This is a genomic window from Mesorhizobium cantuariense (assembly GCF_042647205.1).
In the GTDB taxonomy this organism is placed as follows: domain Bacteria; phylum Pseudomonadota; class Alphaproteobacteria; order Rhizobiales; family Rhizobiaceae; genus Mesorhizobium; species Mesorhizobium cantuariense.
Map to the genome: position 1 here is coordinate 7118514 of NZ_JBHRVD010000001.1, position 17754 is coordinate 7136267.

Annotated in this window: 16 protein-coding genes and 1 pseudogene; 9 read left to right on the forward strand and 8 right to left on the reverse strand. The window is 63.8% G+C overall.

The features are described from left to right. The first annotated feature begins 3 nt into the window (after nucleotides 1-3). A protein-coding gene (locus tag ACFOJ9_RS34820; RefSeq protein ID WP_378986096.1) for an IS630 family transposase occupies nucleotides 4-965 on the forward strand; the annotation gives its coding sequence in 2 pieces (ribosomal slippage) (nucleotides 4-342 and nucleotides 345-965; 960 coding nt in all). Between the two features lie 53 nt (nucleotides 966-1018). Continuing rightward, nucleotides 1019-1176, forward strand: a pseudogene (locus ACFOJ9_RS34825) (amino acid ABC transporter permease); the annotation flags it as partial. A gap of 81 nt (nucleotides 1177-1257) precedes the next feature. Here ACFOJ9_RS34825 and ACFOJ9_RS34830 read toward each other — a convergent pair. From ACFOJ9_RS34830 to ACFOJ9_RS34845, 4 genes are read right to left on the reverse strand one after another with little or no spacing between them, the layout of a single operon-like run. Beyond that, a complete protein-coding gene (locus tag ACFOJ9_RS34830; RefSeq protein ID WP_378986098.1) occupies nucleotides 1258-2523 on the reverse strand; it encodes a lanthionine synthetase LanC family protein in 1266 nt (421 codons plus the stop codon). A gap of 41 nt (nucleotides 2524-2564) precedes the next feature. Next, nucleotides 2565-3584 carry a T3SS effector HopA1 family protein gene (locus ACFOJ9_RS34835; protein WP_378986100.1) on the reverse strand — a complete coding sequence of 340 codons (1020 nt, stop codon included), beginning with the start codon at nucleotides 3582-3584 and terminating at the stop codon, nucleotides 2565-2567. Then, the gene (locus tag ACFOJ9_RS34840) at nucleotides 3585-4721 is read right to left on the reverse strand and encodes a phosphotransferase (protein ID WP_378986102.1); all 1137 of its coding nucleotides are present in this window, start codon (nucleotides 4719-4721) and stop codon (nucleotides 3585-3587) included. A gap of 9 nt (nucleotides 4722-4730) precedes the next feature. After that, entirely contained in the window at nucleotides 4731-5273 is a 543-nt protein-coding gene (locus tag ACFOJ9_RS34845) for a hypothetical protein (protein ID WP_378986104.1), read from the reverse strand. Nucleotides 5274-5585: 312 nt separating this feature from the next. On the opposite strand from ACFOJ9_RS34845, the gene ACFOJ9_RS34850 reads away from it, so the two are divergent. Continuing rightward, the gene (locus ACFOJ9_RS34850) at nucleotides 5586-5741 is read left to right on the forward strand and encodes a hypothetical protein (RefSeq protein WP_378986106.1); all 156 of its coding nucleotides are present in this window, start codon (nucleotides 5586-5588) and stop codon (nucleotides 5739-5741) included. A 47-nt stretch (nucleotides 5742-5788) separates the two neighbouring features. Here ACFOJ9_RS34850 and ACFOJ9_RS34855 read toward each other — a convergent pair whose 3' ends face one another. After that, the gene (locus ACFOJ9_RS34855; protein ID WP_378986108.1) at nucleotides 5789-7192 is read right to left on the reverse strand and encodes an MATE family efflux transporter; all 1404 of its coding nucleotides are present in this window, start codon (nucleotides 7190-7192) and stop codon (nucleotides 5789-5791) included. A gap of 273 nt (nucleotides 7193-7465) precedes the next feature. Here ACFOJ9_RS34855 and ACFOJ9_RS34860 point away from each other — a divergent pair, with 273 nt between their 5' ends. From ACFOJ9_RS34860 to ACFOJ9_RS34885, 6 genes are all read left to right on the forward strand, one after another. Next, nucleotides 7466-8383 carry an AraC family transcriptional regulator gene (locus ACFOJ9_RS34860; protein WP_378986110.1) on the forward strand — a complete coding sequence of 306 codons (918 nt, stop codon included), beginning with the start codon at nucleotides 7466-7468 and terminating at the stop codon, nucleotides 8381-8383. 241 nt (nucleotides 8384-8624) lie between these two features. Continuing rightward, on the forward strand, nucleotides 8625-9896 hold the full coding sequence (locus tag ACFOJ9_RS34865; protein ID WP_378986112.1) for an ABC transporter substrate-binding protein: 1272 nt from the start codon (nucleotides 8625-8627) through the stop codon (nucleotides 9894-9896). A gap of 159 nt (nucleotides 9897-10055) precedes the next feature. Further along, on the forward strand, nucleotides 10056-10922 hold the full coding sequence (locus ACFOJ9_RS34870) for a carbohydrate ABC transporter permease (RefSeq protein WP_378986114.1): 867 nt from the start codon (nucleotides 10056-10058) through the stop codon (nucleotides 10920-10922). An 11-nt stretch (nucleotides 10923-10933) separates the two neighbouring features. Then, nucleotides 10934-11746 (forward strand): carbohydrate ABC transporter permease, encoded by an 813-nt coding sequence (locus ACFOJ9_RS34875; protein WP_378986116.1) that lies wholly within the window; start codon nucleotides 10934-10936, stop codon nucleotides 11744-11746. Nucleotides 11747-11761: 15 nt separating this feature from the next. Next, nucleotides 11762-12808 (forward strand): NAD(P)-dependent alcohol dehydrogenase, encoded by a 1047-nt coding sequence (locus ACFOJ9_RS34880; RefSeq protein ID WP_378986119.1) that lies wholly within the window; start codon nucleotides 11762-11764, stop codon nucleotides 12806-12808. 7 nt (nucleotides 12809-12815) lie between these two features. After that, nucleotides 12816-13904 carry an ABC transporter ATP-binding protein gene (locus tag ACFOJ9_RS34885; protein ID WP_378986121.1) on the forward strand — a complete coding sequence of 363 codons (1089 nt, stop codon included), beginning with the start codon at nucleotides 12816-12818 and terminating at the stop codon, nucleotides 13902-13904. A 10-nt stretch (nucleotides 13905-13914) separates the two neighbouring features. Here ACFOJ9_RS34885 and ACFOJ9_RS34890 read toward each other — a convergent pair whose 3' ends face one another. Genes ACFOJ9_RS34890 through ACFOJ9_RS34900 form a run of 3 tightly spaced genes read right to left on the reverse strand, consistent with a single transcriptional unit; the run spans nucleotide 13915 to nucleotide 17675 of the window. Next, nucleotides 13915-15501 carry an FGGY-family carbohydrate kinase gene (locus tag ACFOJ9_RS34890; protein WP_378986123.1) on the reverse strand — a complete coding sequence of 529 codons (1587 nt, stop codon included), beginning with the start codon at nucleotides 15499-15501 and terminating at the stop codon, nucleotides 13915-13917. Then, a complete protein-coding gene (locus ACFOJ9_RS34895) occupies nucleotides 15498-16181 on the reverse strand; it encodes an HAD family hydrolase (protein WP_378986125.1) in 684 nt (227 codons plus the stop codon). Before ACFOJ9_RS34895 ends, ACFOJ9_RS34890 begins: the two co-directional genes overlap by 4 nt. Nucleotides 16182-16196: 15 nt before the next feature. After that, entirely contained in the window at nucleotides 16197-17675 is a 1479-nt protein-coding gene (locus tag ACFOJ9_RS34900; RefSeq protein WP_378986127.1) for a mannitol dehydrogenase family protein, read from the reverse strand. Between the last annotated feature and the right edge of the window lie 79 nt (nucleotides 17676-17754).

Sequence of the window (17754 nt, forward strand, 5' to 3'; positions counted from 1 at the left end):
TGGATGGGCAAGCCTTATTCGATGGATCTTCGCGAACGGGTTGTAGCGTCAGTTGAGCAGGAGGGGCTGTCGCGGCGGCAGACAGCAGTGCGCTTTGGGGTTGGGATCAGCACCGTCATCAGATGGGTAAGCCGCTTGCGCGAGACGAGCAGTCTTGCGCCCGGCAAGATGGGTGGGCACAGACCGAAGAACATTGCCGGAGAGCATCGGGAGTGGCTGTTGCTGCGCTGCCGGGCCGCTGATTTCACGTTGCGCGGACTGGTGGCCGAACTGGCTGAGCGCGGCCTGAAGGTTGATTACCGCTCGGTATGGGAGTTCGTCCACGCCGAGAAGCTCAGTCACAAAAAAAGACGCTGATCGCGGCCGAGCAGGATCGCCCAGATGTGGCGCGCCGGCGGGCACAGTGGGCAAAATATCAGGATCGTATCGATCCTTCCCGCCTGGTGTTCATCGACGAGACATGGACCAAAACCAACATGGCTCCACTCAGGGGATGGGCGCCGCGCGGCGAGAGGATCAAAGCCAAGGTGCCGCACGGCCATTGGAAGACCATGACCTTCCTGGCGGTGCTGCGCCACGACCGTGTCGAAGCACCATGGCTGATCGACGGACCGATCAACGGCGAGCGCTTCCAGCTCTATGTCGATGAGGTTCTTGTCCCAACCCTCAAGTCCGGCGACATCGTCATCATGGACAATCTCGGCTCGCACAAGGGCAAGGCCGTGCGCCGCACCATTCGATCAGCCGGCGCCAGGCTGTTCTTGCTGCCGAAATACTCGCCCGACCTCAACCCCATCGAGAAGCTCTTCGCCAAGCTCAAGCACTGGCTGCGCAAGGCTGCCAAGCGAACAGTCGAAACTGTCTGTGACGCCATCGGCCAAATCCTCGGCACCGTCACTTCAACCGAATGCCGAAATTACTTCACTGAGGCCGGATATGCCCAACCTAAATTCATCCCGCTCTAGCAGAAGCGCAGTCGAGCCCGCCGGGTTACGTCGCCGCGAGTGTATCACCCAGTGGCCTGCACTATCTGCGGGAGCTCCGGCTGATCATCCTGCCGCAGGCCTTTTCGATCACCCGCGCGCCCACCGTCGCTTCCTGGTGCAGCTCATCAAGTCGACGGCGCTGACCTCGATCATAGGTTTCGAGGAACTGATGCGGACCTCCAACGCCATTCGTGCGAAACTCGGCGCTCTCCAAAAACAAGTTCTATTGCGACTGACGACGACGGCCCGCCACGGCCCATGCCCCACGGATTTACCAAATCTGGCTGCCAGGTACGAGGATCGTGGGGATAAGCTCCGGCGCGTCGAGGCGCAGGAAGTGGTAGCCGATACCGGCGGTGCCAAGCATTAGCGAAGGCGTCGGGCCACCGGTTCCGGTAGGCCAGTTGCCGCGCTCCGAATAGGTCTCGATCAGGCCGCGGGCGATGGTCTGCGCGGCGCCGGCATAAGTCTCGTCGTCGAGAGTGAGGCCGGCGATCATCAGGATTTCGCTGAGGCCGGCAAGTCCGTGGCACAGCGTGACGTCACCGCGGCTCCATAGGCGGGCAGTGTCGAGCGTCGTGCGCAGGCCGGCGCGCGCAGTTGCGGCGAGATCGTCGCGGCGCGCCGGGTCGAGCGCCATGGCGCGCAGCCGTGACAGTGCGATGCCGGGCGCGCCGTGGCACCAGGCGACCGCATAAGGCGGCCGCTCGTCCCCATGACCCATGCCCGAGACACAACGGAAGTCAGGCCAGTTTCCGACAACAGGCTCGAACAGCCTGTCCTCATAGGCGAATGCACGCCGGCTGATTTCCAGGAAATCCGTTCGCCCGGTGGCACCATGGGCTTCGAGCAAAGCGAGACCGATGCCGGCGGCGCCGTGCGCGAAGCCGGTCAGAGGCACCGATTCGACGCGCGCACCACCCGGCTGTTGCCAAATCGCGACATCGTTCCGGCGGATGGCCACGCGGCAAAGTTCCTCGGCAAGTCCGACCGCGAGGTCACGACCGTCCGGGCAGACGCCGGCGTGGTGGAGTGTCAGCAAGGCAGCGATCGCCCCGGAATTGCCGCCGATCACATCGAGCGGATGCGAGGCCCGTCGCACCTCGGTCGCAGCGATCAGCAGCGCACAGGCGTGTTCTGCCAGCCCGTCAGCCTCGACCCGTAGCGCGACCCGCCAGGCGGCATAGGCGACGCCGAGCGCGCCGTCGAACACGGACAGGGCGTATCCGCCATCGATCGGGTTCGGTGATCGCTCGCATTGGCGCAGCGCGCGGCGCACGGCGCCGAGCGCGGTGCGGCCGAATTCCGGCTCGCCGGTGCGGCCGAACAATTCCGCGAGGAACAGTGCGACGCCGCTCGTGCCGCCATAGAGCTCCGGCCCGAGTGCGCCGGCTTGCGGGTTCGCCACCTCGCCGTCCGACGTCGCGACCATTGCAAGACGGCCGACCCAATTGCAGAGCTCGCCTTCACGGTCCCAATGAGCGGAGCGGCACACAGCGGTGCCGATCCGCGCGGCGGCCTCAAGGAAGATGCTCACGAGCGCACCTGTCATCGCCCGGCAGCGTGTCTTTTTCGCTGTTACCCATCCAGTGCCTGCTTGACCGCATGGTAGTCGCGCGAGCCCGGGCCGAGATGGGGGCGCGACGGATCCAGACCAGCCGCCCGGACGATGGCCGCCAACGTGGCCGCGCGCGCCGCACGCATGGTCTCATGCCTGGCGAACGAAGACCAGCCGGCCAGCGCGACGAGGTGGCAGCGATGCTGCCCGAAGCTCTGCCCGTTGCCCGGGTCCTCGGCGTGTGCCAGACCCCGCGCCAGCCGCCTCGCGAACAAGGGTGTCTCGGCCCGCAGGCCGTCCGCCACCTCGCGATAGACAATGGCGAGAAGGTTGCCGGCGCGCCGATACCAGCGCGGCTCCAGATAAAGCACGCCGGCATCGGCGCGATGATACGCCTGCGGCGCGCGAAGCACCTTGGCGCGGAACGGCACGCCATGGGCGTTAAGATGCTGCGTCACCGAGCTGATGAAAGGCGCTGCGGCCTCCGCTGTGAGGTGCCAATAGATTCGCATGGCCGGACGTGGCTCTGGCTCGCCGGTATCGCCGTCGCCGACCGCGACATAGAAATGCGGCATAAGGTTGCGGAACTCCTTGGCGATGCGAACGCGGCACGGTTTGCCGGCATGCAGACCGCCAGGGCTGGCGCGGACATCGTGCCACGCCACGCGGAAAATGAGGCCGTCTTTCATCACGCCGATCTGCCCTGCAACGCCGGTCGGCGCCGCGATGGTCCACCCCGGTTCCCAGCCGCCGCGCCCGCAATTGGCGGCTGACAGCGCGATCACGAAGTCGCGATCGGCTTCAGGTGTGATCCGCGCCGGCTCGACCAGGCCGGGGCGAACGTACAGCCGGGCATAAAGCTCCGCTTCGAACGCGCGCAGCAGGGGCGGTGGGGGACGCCGGCGGTGCTGGGTGCTTCCGGGCGCTTCGCCCTCGCCGGCAGGAACATTGCGCACCTGCTCCAGGACCCGATAGCGAGTGGGTCCGAGGATCTCGGCGGCATCGATCGCGGCGAGCCAGTCGGGGTGAAGCGCGGCCATTCAGGTATCCAGACCTAGCGGAATGCCATAGAAACGCGCTTGTGCGGACGCGGGGTCGTCGAGGATGTTGGCTGCGATCTGCAGCAGCAGCACCGCCTGCGAGGTTAACGCGGGCGCCTGCTGCGTCGATTCAAGCGCCGCCTGAATGAGGCGAACCGACGAGAATTGCACCGCCCGCAGCAGCAGGGCATTGGCGCTGTCGGCATCGAGGCCGGCCGTGCCGCGATATCCCAGCCACAGAGAACGCAGCATGGCCTGCACCATCGACCAGGGATAGCGTGCCTGCGCGTTCGCCCGCTCGAGGTCCAACACCGGTGCCGTCGTGGGCAGTTGCAGCGTGTTGACCCAGAGCGCGACGAGGTCCTGCAGCGCCGCGGCGAGATCCCAGGCGGCATCGCCGTGCTGCACCAGTTCCCAGTCTACCAACCGGAGCATGACCGGCTCGTCGCCCGAAGGCGACAGGACCAGCACATTATCGGCTCGGACGTCGCCATGGATCACGGTGTCGTCCTGCCACAGCCGCGCCAGACCGTCGAGCTGTTGGGAGAAGCGTCGCCGAGACTGGATGATGCGCAGCATCTGAAAGCCGGCTGCGCTGATCACAGCCAGCCACTCGACACTCGGCTGGTGCACCCGCAGCATACCTGGCGGCTCGCGAGGCAACTGGCTGAGGGGTTCGGCGCCGGCCATTGCCGGCGCGCGGAAGGTCGCGTGCAACAGACCGAGCGCACGGCCTAACTCCCGAGCCACGGGACGCGGAAGCTCGGCCTGCGCAAGATAATGCTGCCAGAGCGGCATGGCTCCGCTGAATAGCTCCAGCACCAGAAGCGCCAATTCCTCGTCGGTATGCACGAGGCGCGGCAGCAGCTTTGCCATCGGCGTGCGGGCGAGGCTGCGATGGCAGAAGCTGTAGAACGAGGCCTCATGGCGCAGCGTCTGCTGGTCGCCGGCTTTGGCCCCGTCGGCCTGCTTGACCAGATATCTGCGGCCGGGCGGCCCGTCTACCCGAAGGTTACGGTTACGGCGAATGGTGCTGGTGATCGTCAGGTCGCCTTCGACGATCGCGTCGCTATCGATCAGCCCACAGCCCAGCAGGTACGGCACAGCATCGTCGACGTCCAGAAGACGGGCGTTCAAGAGAGGCTGCTATTGGGGGCAAATGAACGTCGGCGTACAGGTCAGGCACAATGTGCCCGCCAGCGTGTAGCAGCCGAGCTCGAAAGTACCGGCAAGGTACTCGGCGTTATTCGCGCTGGCGCGCGTACCCGCGACGCGCTGATTGTTCGCCAGCGGCGCTCCCGCCGGCTTCGCTGCGGCCATGTGTGCCTCGGCAATACGCCCACGCAGATAGTTCGCTCCAACGGTCTGCACAACATTGTGCACGAGATCGAGCGTCGCATCGTCAAGGATGAAAACTTGCGTCGGGCTGTTCTCGTCCTCTTTGTTGACGGGATGGGTGGCGACGATCGCCTCGGTGGAAATTTCGACATAGCCGGTGAAGGTCAGGTCGAGATACAGCCGGATACGGCCAGACTTCTTGGATGGGCCAAGGTAACCAACCAGCATCAGCGTGCTGGGCGGGCTATCGCCATCGGGATTAAGCCGCGTAACGAGCGGGTGCATGGTCAGGTCAACATCGGAAGGCTTCCCCGGATCGGTCGGACCTTTACGGCCCTTGGAAACAGCCACGGCTTCCTCCCCTCAACGGTGTTTGGTCTGCGTCGTATGGATCACCGTGCCCTGCAGGAACAATTGATGGAATTGCAGTGCAATGACTTGCAGAATGAGGCCCGCTTATAGAATTGGCAAGCAAAAATTACGTGCCGGCAAGAATGACAATAACGGCCTGATGCGGTCACCGCGGCATTTGTCGGTCGCGACTGGTACGAAATCAATCTCCTGGGCGCTCAACGACACAGCACCCGAACAATGAAGGGCGCGGATCACTCGCCACGCAACTGTGATTTGTCGTGAAGCTCCTTCTCTATCCCGGCGCCTATCATGATTTCGACAAATGAGGCGCAGAAGCTTCACGAGATCAAGGGATTGGCCTTCACGGCCAATGGCGACGGGATTACTCATGCAGGACTAAATCCGGCCGCTCATGCAGCGGCGCTTAAAGACGTGCCCGATTTCCTCGCCATCCTGAAGCAGTAGGCGTCATCAGGACAAAACGGCCGCCGGGCGTCGGCGGCTGTTTTGCTTCAGTGACCAAATGCAACCGGCGGCGCGATCCGATCCCGCCGCAGCCAGCGCGCCAGCAGCAGCGCCGCCACCACGGCCAGCCCCGACGACAGGCCGATCCAGATGCCGACGCCATGCAGGCCGAAATGGAAGGCGAGCAGCACGCCGAGCGGCAGGCCGATGCCCCAATAGCCGATCGCGGCGTAGATCATCGGCACCTTGGTGTCGTGCAGCCCGCGCAGCATGCCCGCGGCAACCGCCTGCGCGCCGTCGAAGACCTGGAACAGCGCGGCAAAGGCCAGGAACGACACGGCAAGTGCGATCACCCTGGCATTGGCCGGATTGCTCAGATCGATGAAGGCGCTGATCAGCGGATACGGCCACAGGATCATCACCAGCCCCATCAGCGCCATGAACGAGACGCCGATGACAAAGGCAGTCCAGCCGGCGCGCGAAACGCCTTCCGGATTGCCGGCGCCGTGCGCAAGCCCGACGCGCACCGTCACCGCCTGGTTGAGGCCGAGCGGCACCATGAAGCTGATCGAGGCGATCTGGATGGCGATCGCGTGCGCGGCCAGCGAATCCGCATCGATCAGGCCCATCAGCAGCGCTGCCGCATTGAAGATCGTCACCTCGAAGGCGAGAATGCCGGCAATCGGCATGCCGAGCCGCAACAGGCCCTTGAAGCGTGGCCAGTCGGCGCGCCAGAAGCGGCCGAACAGACGGTAACGGCGGAACTTCTTCTCCAGCATCACCACAACAGCCATGCCGACGAACATCAGCGTGCTGGACAATGAGGTGGCAAGGCCCGAACCGGCAATGCCCATCGATGGGATACCAAGATTGCCGAACATGAAGACCCAGTTGAAGAAGGCGTTGCAGGCGACGGCGACGAAGACGATGACCAGCGCCCAGCCCGGCCGCTCCAGCGCCGAGATGAACGAGCGCAGCACGATATAGCCGTAGAAAGGCAACACCGCCCATTCGAGCCAGCGCAGATAGATGCCGGCCTGATGGGCGAGCGCCGGTTCCTGGCCCATGGCCAGCAGAATGCCCTCGCCGTGCCAAAGCACGAGCCAGATCGGGATCGAGATCAGGATCGCCAGCCACAGGCCCTGGCGCACGGTGCGGCGCAGGTCGCGCACCGAATAGCGGCGGCGGCCGAGCTCGGTGGCGATCATCGGCGAGGTCGCCAGCATCAGGCCGAGCCCGAAGATCAGCGGCATGAAATAGAGGTTGGCGCCAAGCGCGCCGCTGGCCAGCGTATCCGGCCCCAGACGACCCATCATCATGACGTCGGTGGCCGTCATCGCGGTCTGGCCGAGATTGGTCAGCACCATCGGCCAGGCGAGCGCCAGCGTCGCCCTGATTTCCTGACGCCAAAGATTTTCCGGCGCGCGAGCGCCGGCTTCGATCGCAGACATTGTTCCGCTCTTTCCAGGTACGGCACGTCGGCCAAGAGCCGGAAGCCGCATTTCAAACGGCAAAACCTTCAGTTTCGCGGCGTTTGCGTCAGCTTTTGTACGAAACGCGACATGAAGGCAAGAGAGGAGGCGCCGCCAGCGATTGAGCCAGCCGGGAACACTCGAACCGCGACTGCTTGCCGCCGAGGCGCATTTCACATGCGGGCGACGGGCTGCTACGGATTGCATGAAAGACGAGGTGCGACGACAGATCTCGGATTTCCAGGAGGCAGGATGCAGTTCAGGCGCAGGAAGAATCCGGTCGCGATCCCGCGGACGGCGCCGTCCTTCGAGCATATCGTCACCGAAGCGAGCGACAGTTTCCTGTGGCGGCTCGACGACTACCCCTGGGAGCGTAATGTCTGGAACTTCCATCCGGAATACGAGATCCATCTGCTGCGAAAATCCTCCGGCGTGGTTCTGGTCGGCGATCACATCGGTGAGTTCGGACCGGGTTACCTGACCATCGTCGGTGGCGGGCTGCCGCATGATTGGGTGACCGCGGTGCAACCGGGAGAGCTGATCGAAGGCCGCGACATCGTCCTGCAGTTCGATGCGCAGAGGCTGCGCGGGTCGGCAGGCCTGTTGCCGGAATTGCGCGAACTGGAGCCGTTCCTCGAACGCTCGCTGCGCGGGATGGTCTTTCACGGCCAGACCGCACTGGAAGGCGCCGAGCTGATGGAGCGGATGGGCGAAGTTAGCGGGCTGAGCAGGTTCTGTCTTTTCCTGCGCCTCGTCGATCTTCTCGCCAGGACCGATGAATACGAATTGTTGTCGTCACCGGATTTCTCGCCGGTTCTCGATGCCGCCTCGCTGGACATCATCCAGCGCACGCTGACCTATCTGTTCCAGCATTTCGCCGAAGATCTGAAGCTGCCGGAAGTGGCGGAACTGGCCGGAATGACGGAGAGCACGTTTTCGCGGTTCTTCCAGAAGAACACCGGCAACAGCTTCAGCGACCACCTTGCCAAGCTCAGACTCTGGCAGGCCTGCAAGCTGCTGGCGGACACCGACATTCCGATCACCGACATCTGTTTTCAGGTCGGCTACATGAACATCTCGAACTTCAACCGGGCGTTCATGCGCAAGCATAAGATGACGCCGTCGTCCTATCGACGGCTGTCGCGACAGCGGCTGACATTGCGCGCATAAGCGTGTCCTAAATCACCGTTTCAAGCTCGATCGGTACTCATGTGAAAGGTGCTGTATTCCAGCGCCAGTTTTTGCGCTGCACAATGCATAAAAGTACAGGTCTGCTGCAACGGGGCTTCTAGCGCGGTCCTCCACAACTCCGCATCTTGGCGATGGGTGGCATGTCACTCGGGCGATGGTGAGGATCGCGTAACCCGAGGACTTCCGCTTCCTGCGACGTGTTCCTGGAGGAGAAAAGATCATGAAACCAGTTCGGCTTGCTGCCAGCCTTGGCGCAGCTTTTATGCTTTCCGCTACCGTTTCCACCATCGCTTTGGCGCAGGCGCCGGTCTGTTCGGCGCCGGTCAAGGTGCTGGCGCAGCCACGCGACGGCCTGACGCTTCTGGAGGAGTCCAAGGACGAGTTCCAGAAGTTGAGCGGCGCCAGCTTTCAGATCGACTATCTGAACGAGAACGACCGCCGGGCGAAATCCCGCGCCGACGCATCCACCGTCGGCAACTACAACGTCTACTATGTCGACGAAGCCAACGTCGCCCTGTTTGCCTCGTCGAAATGGATCGTCCCGCTCACCGACTACTATCCGGCGGACTACGACTATGCCGATTTCGATCCGGGCCGCCAGAAGGTCGCCACCTATGATGGCAAGGTCTGGTTCGCGCCGCTCACCGGCGGCGGCGACCTGATGGTCTACCGCAAGGATATTCTGGAGGCAGCCGGCATCCAGCCGCCGAAGACGCTGGACGAACTGATCGCCGACGTGCCGAAGCTGACCAATCCGGACAAGGGCATATATGGCATCGCGCTGCGCGGCGCACGCGGTTCGGGTGCCAATGTCTGGCGCTGGATGCCGTTCTTCAAGGCCTATGGCGGTCAGTGGTTCGACGGCGACAAGCCGGCCTTCAACTCGGACGCCGCCGTCAAGGCGACCGAAACTTATCTGAAGCTGTTCAAGGATTCGGCGCCCGGCACGCAGACCGGCAGCTGGGATGAATCGACCGGCGCATTCCTGTCGGGCCAGGTCGCCATCCTCGTCGAATCGACGCCGCTGTCGGGCATGGCGGTCGATCCGAAGACCTCGCAGGTGGTCGGCAAGATCGGCTTCCTGCCGCCGCCCGCGCCGCTCACCGGCGGTGGCTATGGCCATGGCCTTGCCATCGCGGCAAAGGCCAATGCCGACGATGCTTCGAAGAAATGCGCCGGCCTGTTCATCGCCTGGGCAACGTCGAAGGAAAACGAGAAGCGGCGGCTCGACGCCCACCAGTTCGGTGAGCTGAACCGCACCAGCATCCTGTCCAGCAAGGAATTCGCCGGCATCTACGGCGCCGATCTCGGTCAGGCGCTGGCCGAGACAGGCAAGGTCACGGCGGTCAATTTCTGGCAGGATCCGCGCTGGCCGGATCTTGGCGACCGCTGGGGCATCATCCTCGAGGAACTGGTCACCGGCACCCGCACCGACATCAAGGGCGGTCTCACCGAGCTTGAAGCCTATGCCAACGAGCTGGTGAAGAAATAAGCCATCCTCCCCCTGCGGCGCGCGGTCCGCGGCATTCAAAGCGAATGTCGGGGCCTGTGCGCCGCAGGTCTCCCTTCTCACCACTGCCGTTTGAGCCAGACATCGCGCGAAAAGGCCCAGCCATGTTCAATCGCTCGAGACGCAGCCAGGGATAGACCGATGCCGCGACGCTCATCCTTGCCGGTCACCTTCGTCGTGCCGACGCTCGTCATTCTTCTGGTCCTGTCGATGGTGCCGACGCTCTACGCGATCGTCATCGCCCTGCAGAACCGTGAGCTCTCCTCGACGGCCTATTCCTATGTCTGGTTCTCGAATTTCGTCGACCTGTTCTTCGACCGCCGCTTTCTCAACGCCGTCTGGGTGTCGGTGAAGTGGGAGGTCGTCACCGTTGTCGCGACGATGGCCGTGGCGATCGGACTGGGCGTGCTGATGTTCGAGGTCGCATCGCCGCGCCTGCGCAACATCTACTGCCTGCTGTTCATCATCCCGGTTCTGCTGCCGCGTGTCTCGGCCGCCTTCGTCTGGAAGTTCGCCTACCATCCGCTCTACGGCATCGCCACCTACCCCTATCGGCTGCTGACCGGCGGGCTGATCTTCGACCCGCTGTCCAAGCCGGCGACGGCATTGTTCGCCGTCGCTTCCGTCGATGTCTGGCAATGGGGCCTGTTCTTCGCCGTCATCGTGTTGAAGTTGCTGGAGACCTTGCCGCCGCAGCCGATCGAGGCGGCGCGGCTCGATCACGCCAAGCGCTGGCAGATCCACGCCTATGTCACCTTGCCGATGCTCAAGGCGCCGCTCATCAGCCTGATGTTCGTCAAGATGATCGAGTCGTTGCGCTCCTTCGACCTGATCTATGTGATGACCCGCGGCGGACCGGGCGTGGCGACCGAAACCCTCGACATGTACGCGTTCTCGCAAGGCTTCATCGAGTCGGGCAAGGTGTCCTATGCCTCGGCGATGGCCGTGCTGATGATGATCGCCACCGTCATCACCTTCACCATGCTGTGGAAGCGGGTGCAGGCATGAGACCATATCGCATGAGACTGGGCCGCCTGATCGGCAAGACCGTGCTGGCATTTGCCGGCTTCATGGCCGTGTTTCCGCTGCTGTGGACGGCGCTCAATTCGCTGAAGAACAATGTCGACATCATCACCCGCGTTCCGCGCGTGGTGTTCACGCCGACGCTGGCCAACATCAGCTACATCATCGGCCGCGACAGCGTCATGACCGGCCTCTACAACTCGGTGATCGCCTGCGGCGTCGCGGTGCTGATCGGCGTGGTGCTCGGCCTGCCTGCCGCTTATGCGGTGGCGCGTTATCCCAACCGCTGGGCCGGCGACATCCAGTTCTTCGTGCTGTCGCTGCGCTTCCTGCCGCCGGTGGCGGTGGCCATCCCGCTTATGGTGATCTGGCTGCAGCTCGGGCTCTACGACACGCTGGCCGCGCTGATCGTCACCTATTCGCTGCTCACCATCTCGGTGATCATGTGGCTGGCCATCCCCGCCTTCCAGGCCGTGCCGAAGGAGGTCGAGGAAGCCGCTTTCGTCGATGGCTACGGCGCCTATTCGGTGTTCTGGCGGATCGCACTGCCGGTCGCCGCGCGTTCGCTGATCGGTGCGGTCGCCTTCAGCTTCGTGCTGGTCTGGAACGAGTTCCTGATCGCGCTGATGCTGTCCAGCTCCAACGCCAAGACCTTGCCGATCGTCGCCTCGGAACTGTCCCAGCAAGGCATGAACGTACCGTGGGGCATCCTGAATGCCTCGGTCGTGCTTTTGTCGCTGCCACCGCTTTTGTTTCTCGGCGTGCTCAGCGGTTTCCTGAATTCCGTTTTCCGGCAGAAAAAGACTTGAAGTGAGGACGACACGATGCGGGCTTTGGTTCTTGAGAAAAAGGGCGAGCTGGCCCTGCGCGAGATTGCGTTGCCGCTCGACGTCGGGCCGGACGACGTCAGGATCGCCATCCACACGGTCGGTGTCTGCGGCAGCGACGTGCACTATTACACCCATGGCGCCATCGGCAGTTACGTCGTGCGCGCGCCGATGGTGCTTGGCCACGAAGCGTCGGGAACGATCGTCGAAACCGGCGCCAATGTCAGGACGCTGAAGGTTGGGGATCGCGTCTGCATGGAGCCGGGCGTGCCGAACCTGTCATCGCGGGCAACAAAACTCGGCATCTACAATGTCGACCCCGATGTAAGCTTCTGGGCGACGCCGCCGGTGCATGGCATTCTTGCGCCGCAAGCCGTCCATCCGGCGGCATTCACCTACAGGCTGCCGGACAATGTCTCCTTCGCCGAAGGGGCGATGGTCGAACCCTTTGCCATCGGCATGCAGGCGGCGGCCCGTGCGCGCATCGTTCCGGGCGACGTGGCGGTCGTCGTCGGCTGCGGCCCGATCGGCATCATGATCGCGCTGGCAGCCCTTGCCGGCGGCTGCTCAAAAGTACTCATCTCCGATTTCTCCGCCCCCAAGCTCGAAATCGCGGCGCGCTATCCCGGCATCGTCCCGGTCAACATCGGCGAGCAGTCGCTGGTCGATGCGGTGGCGGAGGCGACCAACAAGTGGGGGGCCGATATCGTCTTCGAGGCCAGCGGCAGCCCGAAGGCATTCGCCAACCTGTTCGATGTCGTTCGCCCTGGTGGCGCGGTGGTCCTTGTCGGCTTGCCGGTCGAACCGGTGGCGCTCAACGTGCCGGCGGCCATATCGAAGGAAGTGCGCATCGAGACGGTGTTCCGCTACGCCAACATCTTCGACCGCGCCCTGCAACTGATCGCCTCCGGCAAGGTCGACCTCAACCCGCTGATCACCGGCACCTACGCCTTCGACGACAGCATCGAGGCGTTCGAGCGGGCCGCCGCGGGAAAGCCGGAAGACGTCAAGCTGCAGATCCTGATTTCGAGCGAGAAGGGCTGACCGAACCATGTCCGCGATCACCTGCTCCCATGTCGAAAAATCCTATGGCGCCACGACCGTCATCCGCGACCTGAACCTCGCCATCGAGGAGCACGAATTCGTCGTCTTCCTCGGCCCTTCGGGTTGCGGCAAGTCGACCTTGCTGCGCATGCTGGCGGGGCTGGAGGACATCAGCGGCGGCGAGGTCTCGATCGGCGGCAAGGTGGTCAACGATCTCGATCCGGGCGACCGCGGCATTGCCATGGTGTTCCAGAACTACGCGCTCTATCCGCATATGACGATCTTCGACAACATCGCCTTCGGCCTGAAGCGGCAGAAGGTGCCGAAGCCCGAGATACAAAAGCGCGTCGAGGCGGTCTCGAAGACGCTGGGTCTCGATCCATATCTCGGCCGCAAGCCTGCCGAACTGTCGGGCGGCCAGCAGCAGCGCGTCGCCATTGCCCGCGCCATGATCAAGACGCCGAAGGTCTTCCTGTTCGACGAACCCTTGTCCAACCTGGATGCCAAGCTGCGCAACCACATGCGCATCGAGATCGCCCGGCTGCACCAATCGTTGAAGACCACCACCGTCTATGTCACCCACGACCAGCTGGAGGCGATGACGCTCGCCGACCGCATCGTGCTGCTGCGCGACGGCAGGATCGAGCAGATAGGCTCGCCGGCGGAAATCTACGAGCGGCCGGGCAATCTGTTCGTCGCCGGGTTCATCGGGACGCCGAACATGAATTTCATCGACGTGGCCGTGGGCCGCAAGGAAAACCGCTGGACCCTGACCAGTGCCGGCGCGGTCTTTTCGATCGAAGGCTCGCGCTTCAATCTTCAACACGTCGATCGTGCGGTGCTTGGGATCAGGCCTCCGGATCTGAAGACCGCTGGCGCTGATGCTGGCCAGAGCGTTCTGGAGGGCACGGCCGATCTCATCGAGTTTCATGGCAACGACGCGCTGGTGATTTTCGGTTCCGGCGGCAAGGAAATCAGCGCGCTGGTGCCCACCCGCGAATGCCCCGTCGTCAACACCCATGTGCGTTATACGGTTGACGAAACGAGCCTTCATTTGTTCGATGCGACGTCGGGTGTGTCCCTGCTGAGGCAGTAGCTCGCTTCCGCTACCTTATGGCGTCCAGCATCTGCCGCTGCCGGTGCATCTCCAGGAAAACCCTGTAATCACGGTCGAAACGCCCTGATGACTTCGGGTTCGAGGCGCGCGTCCTGCCGCCTTGCTGCATGGCAAGACAGGCCGCGTTGAGGTCCGGAAACAGCCCGGCGGCGGTAGCGGCTATCATGCCGGTGCCGAGCAGCACCGCCTCGTCGGCCAGCGGCTCGATCACCGTGCAGCCGGTGGCGTCGGCATAGAGCTCCATCAGCAGAGGGTTCTTGGTGTGGCCGCCGGTGACATGCAGCGTATCGATCAGGTAGCCGTTCTCGTTCAGCGCCTCCAGCACGTGGCGCACGCCGAGCGCGATGCCGACGGCGGTGCGCCAATAGAGCTTGCACAGGCTGTCGAAGGAGGAGTCCAGCGTCAGCCCGCTGACCACACCCACGGCATGCGGATCGGCGAGCGGCGAACGGTTGCCGTGGAAATCCGGCAGCACATGCAGCCGCGCGGCAAGGTTCTCACCCTCGGTGGCGCGCAGTTCGGCGACACGCCTGGCGATCTTCGCATGCATGGCGGCATCCGGCTCGCCGCCGGCGCCGTGCCAGCGGATGATGTGGTCGAGCAAGGCGCCGGTGGCCGACTGGCCGCCTTCCGACAGCCACAGCTTTGGCAGTGCCGCGCCGTAATACGGCCCCCAGACGCCGGCGAAGGGCTGCGGATCGGGCGACATCGCCATGACGCAGCTCGACGTGCCGGCGATCAGCGCCAGGTGGCGGCCGATATTCTGTTCGTCGCCGGCAAAGCCGCCGAGAACGCCAAGCGCGCCGGCATAGGCATCGATAACGCCGGCGCCGACCCGGCATTTTTCGCTCAGGCCAAGCTCTGCCGCCGCTTGCGCCGTCAGCTGACCAATATCGGTGCCGATCGGACTGGCCCTCTCGGGCAGGCTGCCGTGCTCGAAAAGATCGCTAAGGCCGACGAGCTCGAAGAAATCGTGCCGCCAACCTGTTTCTTCATGCGCCAGATAGGTCCATTTGGCCGTCAGCGTGCATTGCGAGCGGGCCAGCGAACCGGTCGCTTGCCATGCCAGGAAATCGGTCAGGTCGAATAGGTAGCCGGCTTCATTCCAGGTCTTGGGCAGGTTGCGCTTCAACCACATCAGCTTCGGCGTCACCATTTCCGGTGACATGACGCCGCCGACATAATTGAGCACGGCGTGGCCACTCGCCGTGCATTCGTCGGCCTCGGCAATGGCGCGGTGGTCGAGCCAGACGATGGTGTCCCAGCGCCTGTCGCCGGTAACCGAGACGCTGAGCTGGCCGCCTTGCCGGTCGCGCACCACCAGCGAACAAGTGGCGTCGAAGGAGATGCCGAAGATATCCTCAGGCTCGACACCGGCCTTTTCGCGCGCGGTGCGCACGGCGGTGCAGACAGCCGACCAGATATCGCGCGAATCATGCTCGGCGTGATCGGGCCTCGGCCGGTTCATGGCAATCGGTTGCTCGGCGCGGCCGAGCAAGGTGCCACTGGTGTCGAGAATGCCCGCGCGAGCGCTCCCGGTGCCGACATCGACCGCGCAAACGAACTGTTTCGTCAAGATGTTCTAACTCTCGCTCCCAGGCCTGCAATCAGATCGGGCAATTGCAGCATGTCAGCGAATATAAAGTCCGGTTCACTCGACGCAAGCCGCGCTTTCAAGGTCGGGTTGCCGGCATGCGCGCCGCCGGTGAAGGCGAACACCCGCATGCCCGCCGCCCGCGCGGCAGCGATACCGGCCGGGCTGTCCTCGACGACGAGGCATTTGCGCGGATTGGCTCGCATGCTGGCGGCGGCATGCAGGAACAGGTCGGGCGCCGGCTTGCCACGCGGCACCATGGCGGCGCTGAACAGATGCGGCTCCATCAGCCCAAGCAATCCGGTGACGTCGAGCGCGTAACGGATGCGGTCGAGCGTGCCCGAGGAGGCGACACAGAACGGCAGCCCGAGCTTAGGCAGCATCTCCTTGACGCCTGGAATTGGCTTCAGCTCTTCGCGAAACCTGCGCATCAGCTCGACCCGCATCTCGGTCAGGTGGCTGTCGGTGATCTCAAGCCCGAACTCGCGGCCGAGAATCTCGCGCACGCTTTTCATGCTCTTGCCGAGGAAATGCTCGTAGGCGGCATCCTCGCCAATGCTGCCGCCGGCAAGCTTGATCATGCCGAGCAGCGCCGAGACGGAGAGCGCCTCGCTGTCGACCAGCACGCCATCGCAGTCGAAGATGACCAGTTCAGGCGTCATGGCGTTGCGTGGGTCTCAGAGCTTGCCGGCGAGGTAGCGCGTCAGCGTGGCGCGCGTGCCATTCGCCCACAGCACGTTGAGCGCATGGGCGAAGGCCTCGACAAACGCCGTCGCTCGGCCGACATCGCCATAGATGTCCTCCATGGCAAGCCAGGCGGCGGGCGCATCCTTTGCCGCTTGTGCCGTCGCTTGCAGCCGATCCCAGCTCGGGTCGTTGGGTTCGATGACGGCGCTGCTGTCCGTCGTGCCGAAGCAATAGCGGCACCAGAGCGCCGATTCCAGCGCCAGGCCGGCGACGCTTTTCCCTGCCTTCAGCCGGTCGGCGATGGTCGGGATGATGAATTTCGGCTGGCGGTTGGAGCCGTCGAGGCAGAGCCGGCGCACCGTGTCGCCGATCTTGGGATTGGAAAAACGGCTCTCGATGAGCTGGTAATAGTCTTCCAGAACCGTGTCCGGCACCGGCGGCACGGTCGGGATGATTTCTTCCCGTTCGAGCTTGGCCAGAAACCCGCTCACCAGCGGCTCCTGCATCGCCTCATGGACGAAATGGATGTCCATCAGGCCGGCCGGATAGGCAATCGTCGCGTGGCCGCCGTTGAGGATGCGGATCTTCATCAATTCGTAGGGCGCAACATCCTTCACGAACTGCACCCCGACCTTTTCCAGCGGCGGCCGGCCATCGGTGAAATGGTCTTCCAGCACCCATTGCCGGAACGGCTCGCAGAACACCGGCCAGTTGTCCTCCAGCCCGAAATCCTTGGCCAGGATGCCGCGCTCGCGGTCGGTGGTGGCCGGCGTGATGCGATCGACCATGCCGTTCGGGAAGGCGACATGCTCGCTAACCCAGGTCGCCAGATCCTCGTCGATCAGACGGGCCAGCCCAATGACGCCGTCGGAAGTGACATGGCCATTGTGGGGAATGTTGTCGCACGACATGACCGTGAACGGCACGGTGCCCTCGTCGCGACGCCGCACCAGCCCGGCGAGAATGATGCCGAACACCGTCTTCGGCGTGGCGCCCGGTTGGGCGTCGGCGACGATGTCGGGGTGGGTCGGGTTGAAGACACCGGAGGCCGGGTCGATGAAGTAGCCGCCTTCGGTGATGGTCAGCGAAACGATCTTGATCGCCGGGTCGGCAAGCCGTTCGATGATGCCGGCAGCATCGCCGGGCATCAGGAAGTCGATCATGGCGCCGGTTACGCGGGCGCTCATATGGCCGCTATCCTGTTCGACCACGGTGGTCAGCCAGTCCTGCTCGTCCAGCTTGGCGCGGCCGATCTTCTCGCCGTCGAACACGCCGGCACCGACCAGCGCCCAGTCATGGCCGATGCCCGCATTGAACAAATCGTCGAGATAAACGGCCTGATGCGAGCGGTGGAAATTGCCGACGCCGAAATGCACGATCCCGGCCTTCAGCGTCGAGCGGTCATACTTCGGACCGGCGACCTCCGCGGGCAGCCTGGAGAGGTTTGAGGACGAGAGTTTCACGGTCATCTGTTTTACCCTTTGGCCGGGCTTCGGCCTTCGTTACTCCCTCTCCCGTCTTCACGCGGAGAGGATAAGGGGGCATTTC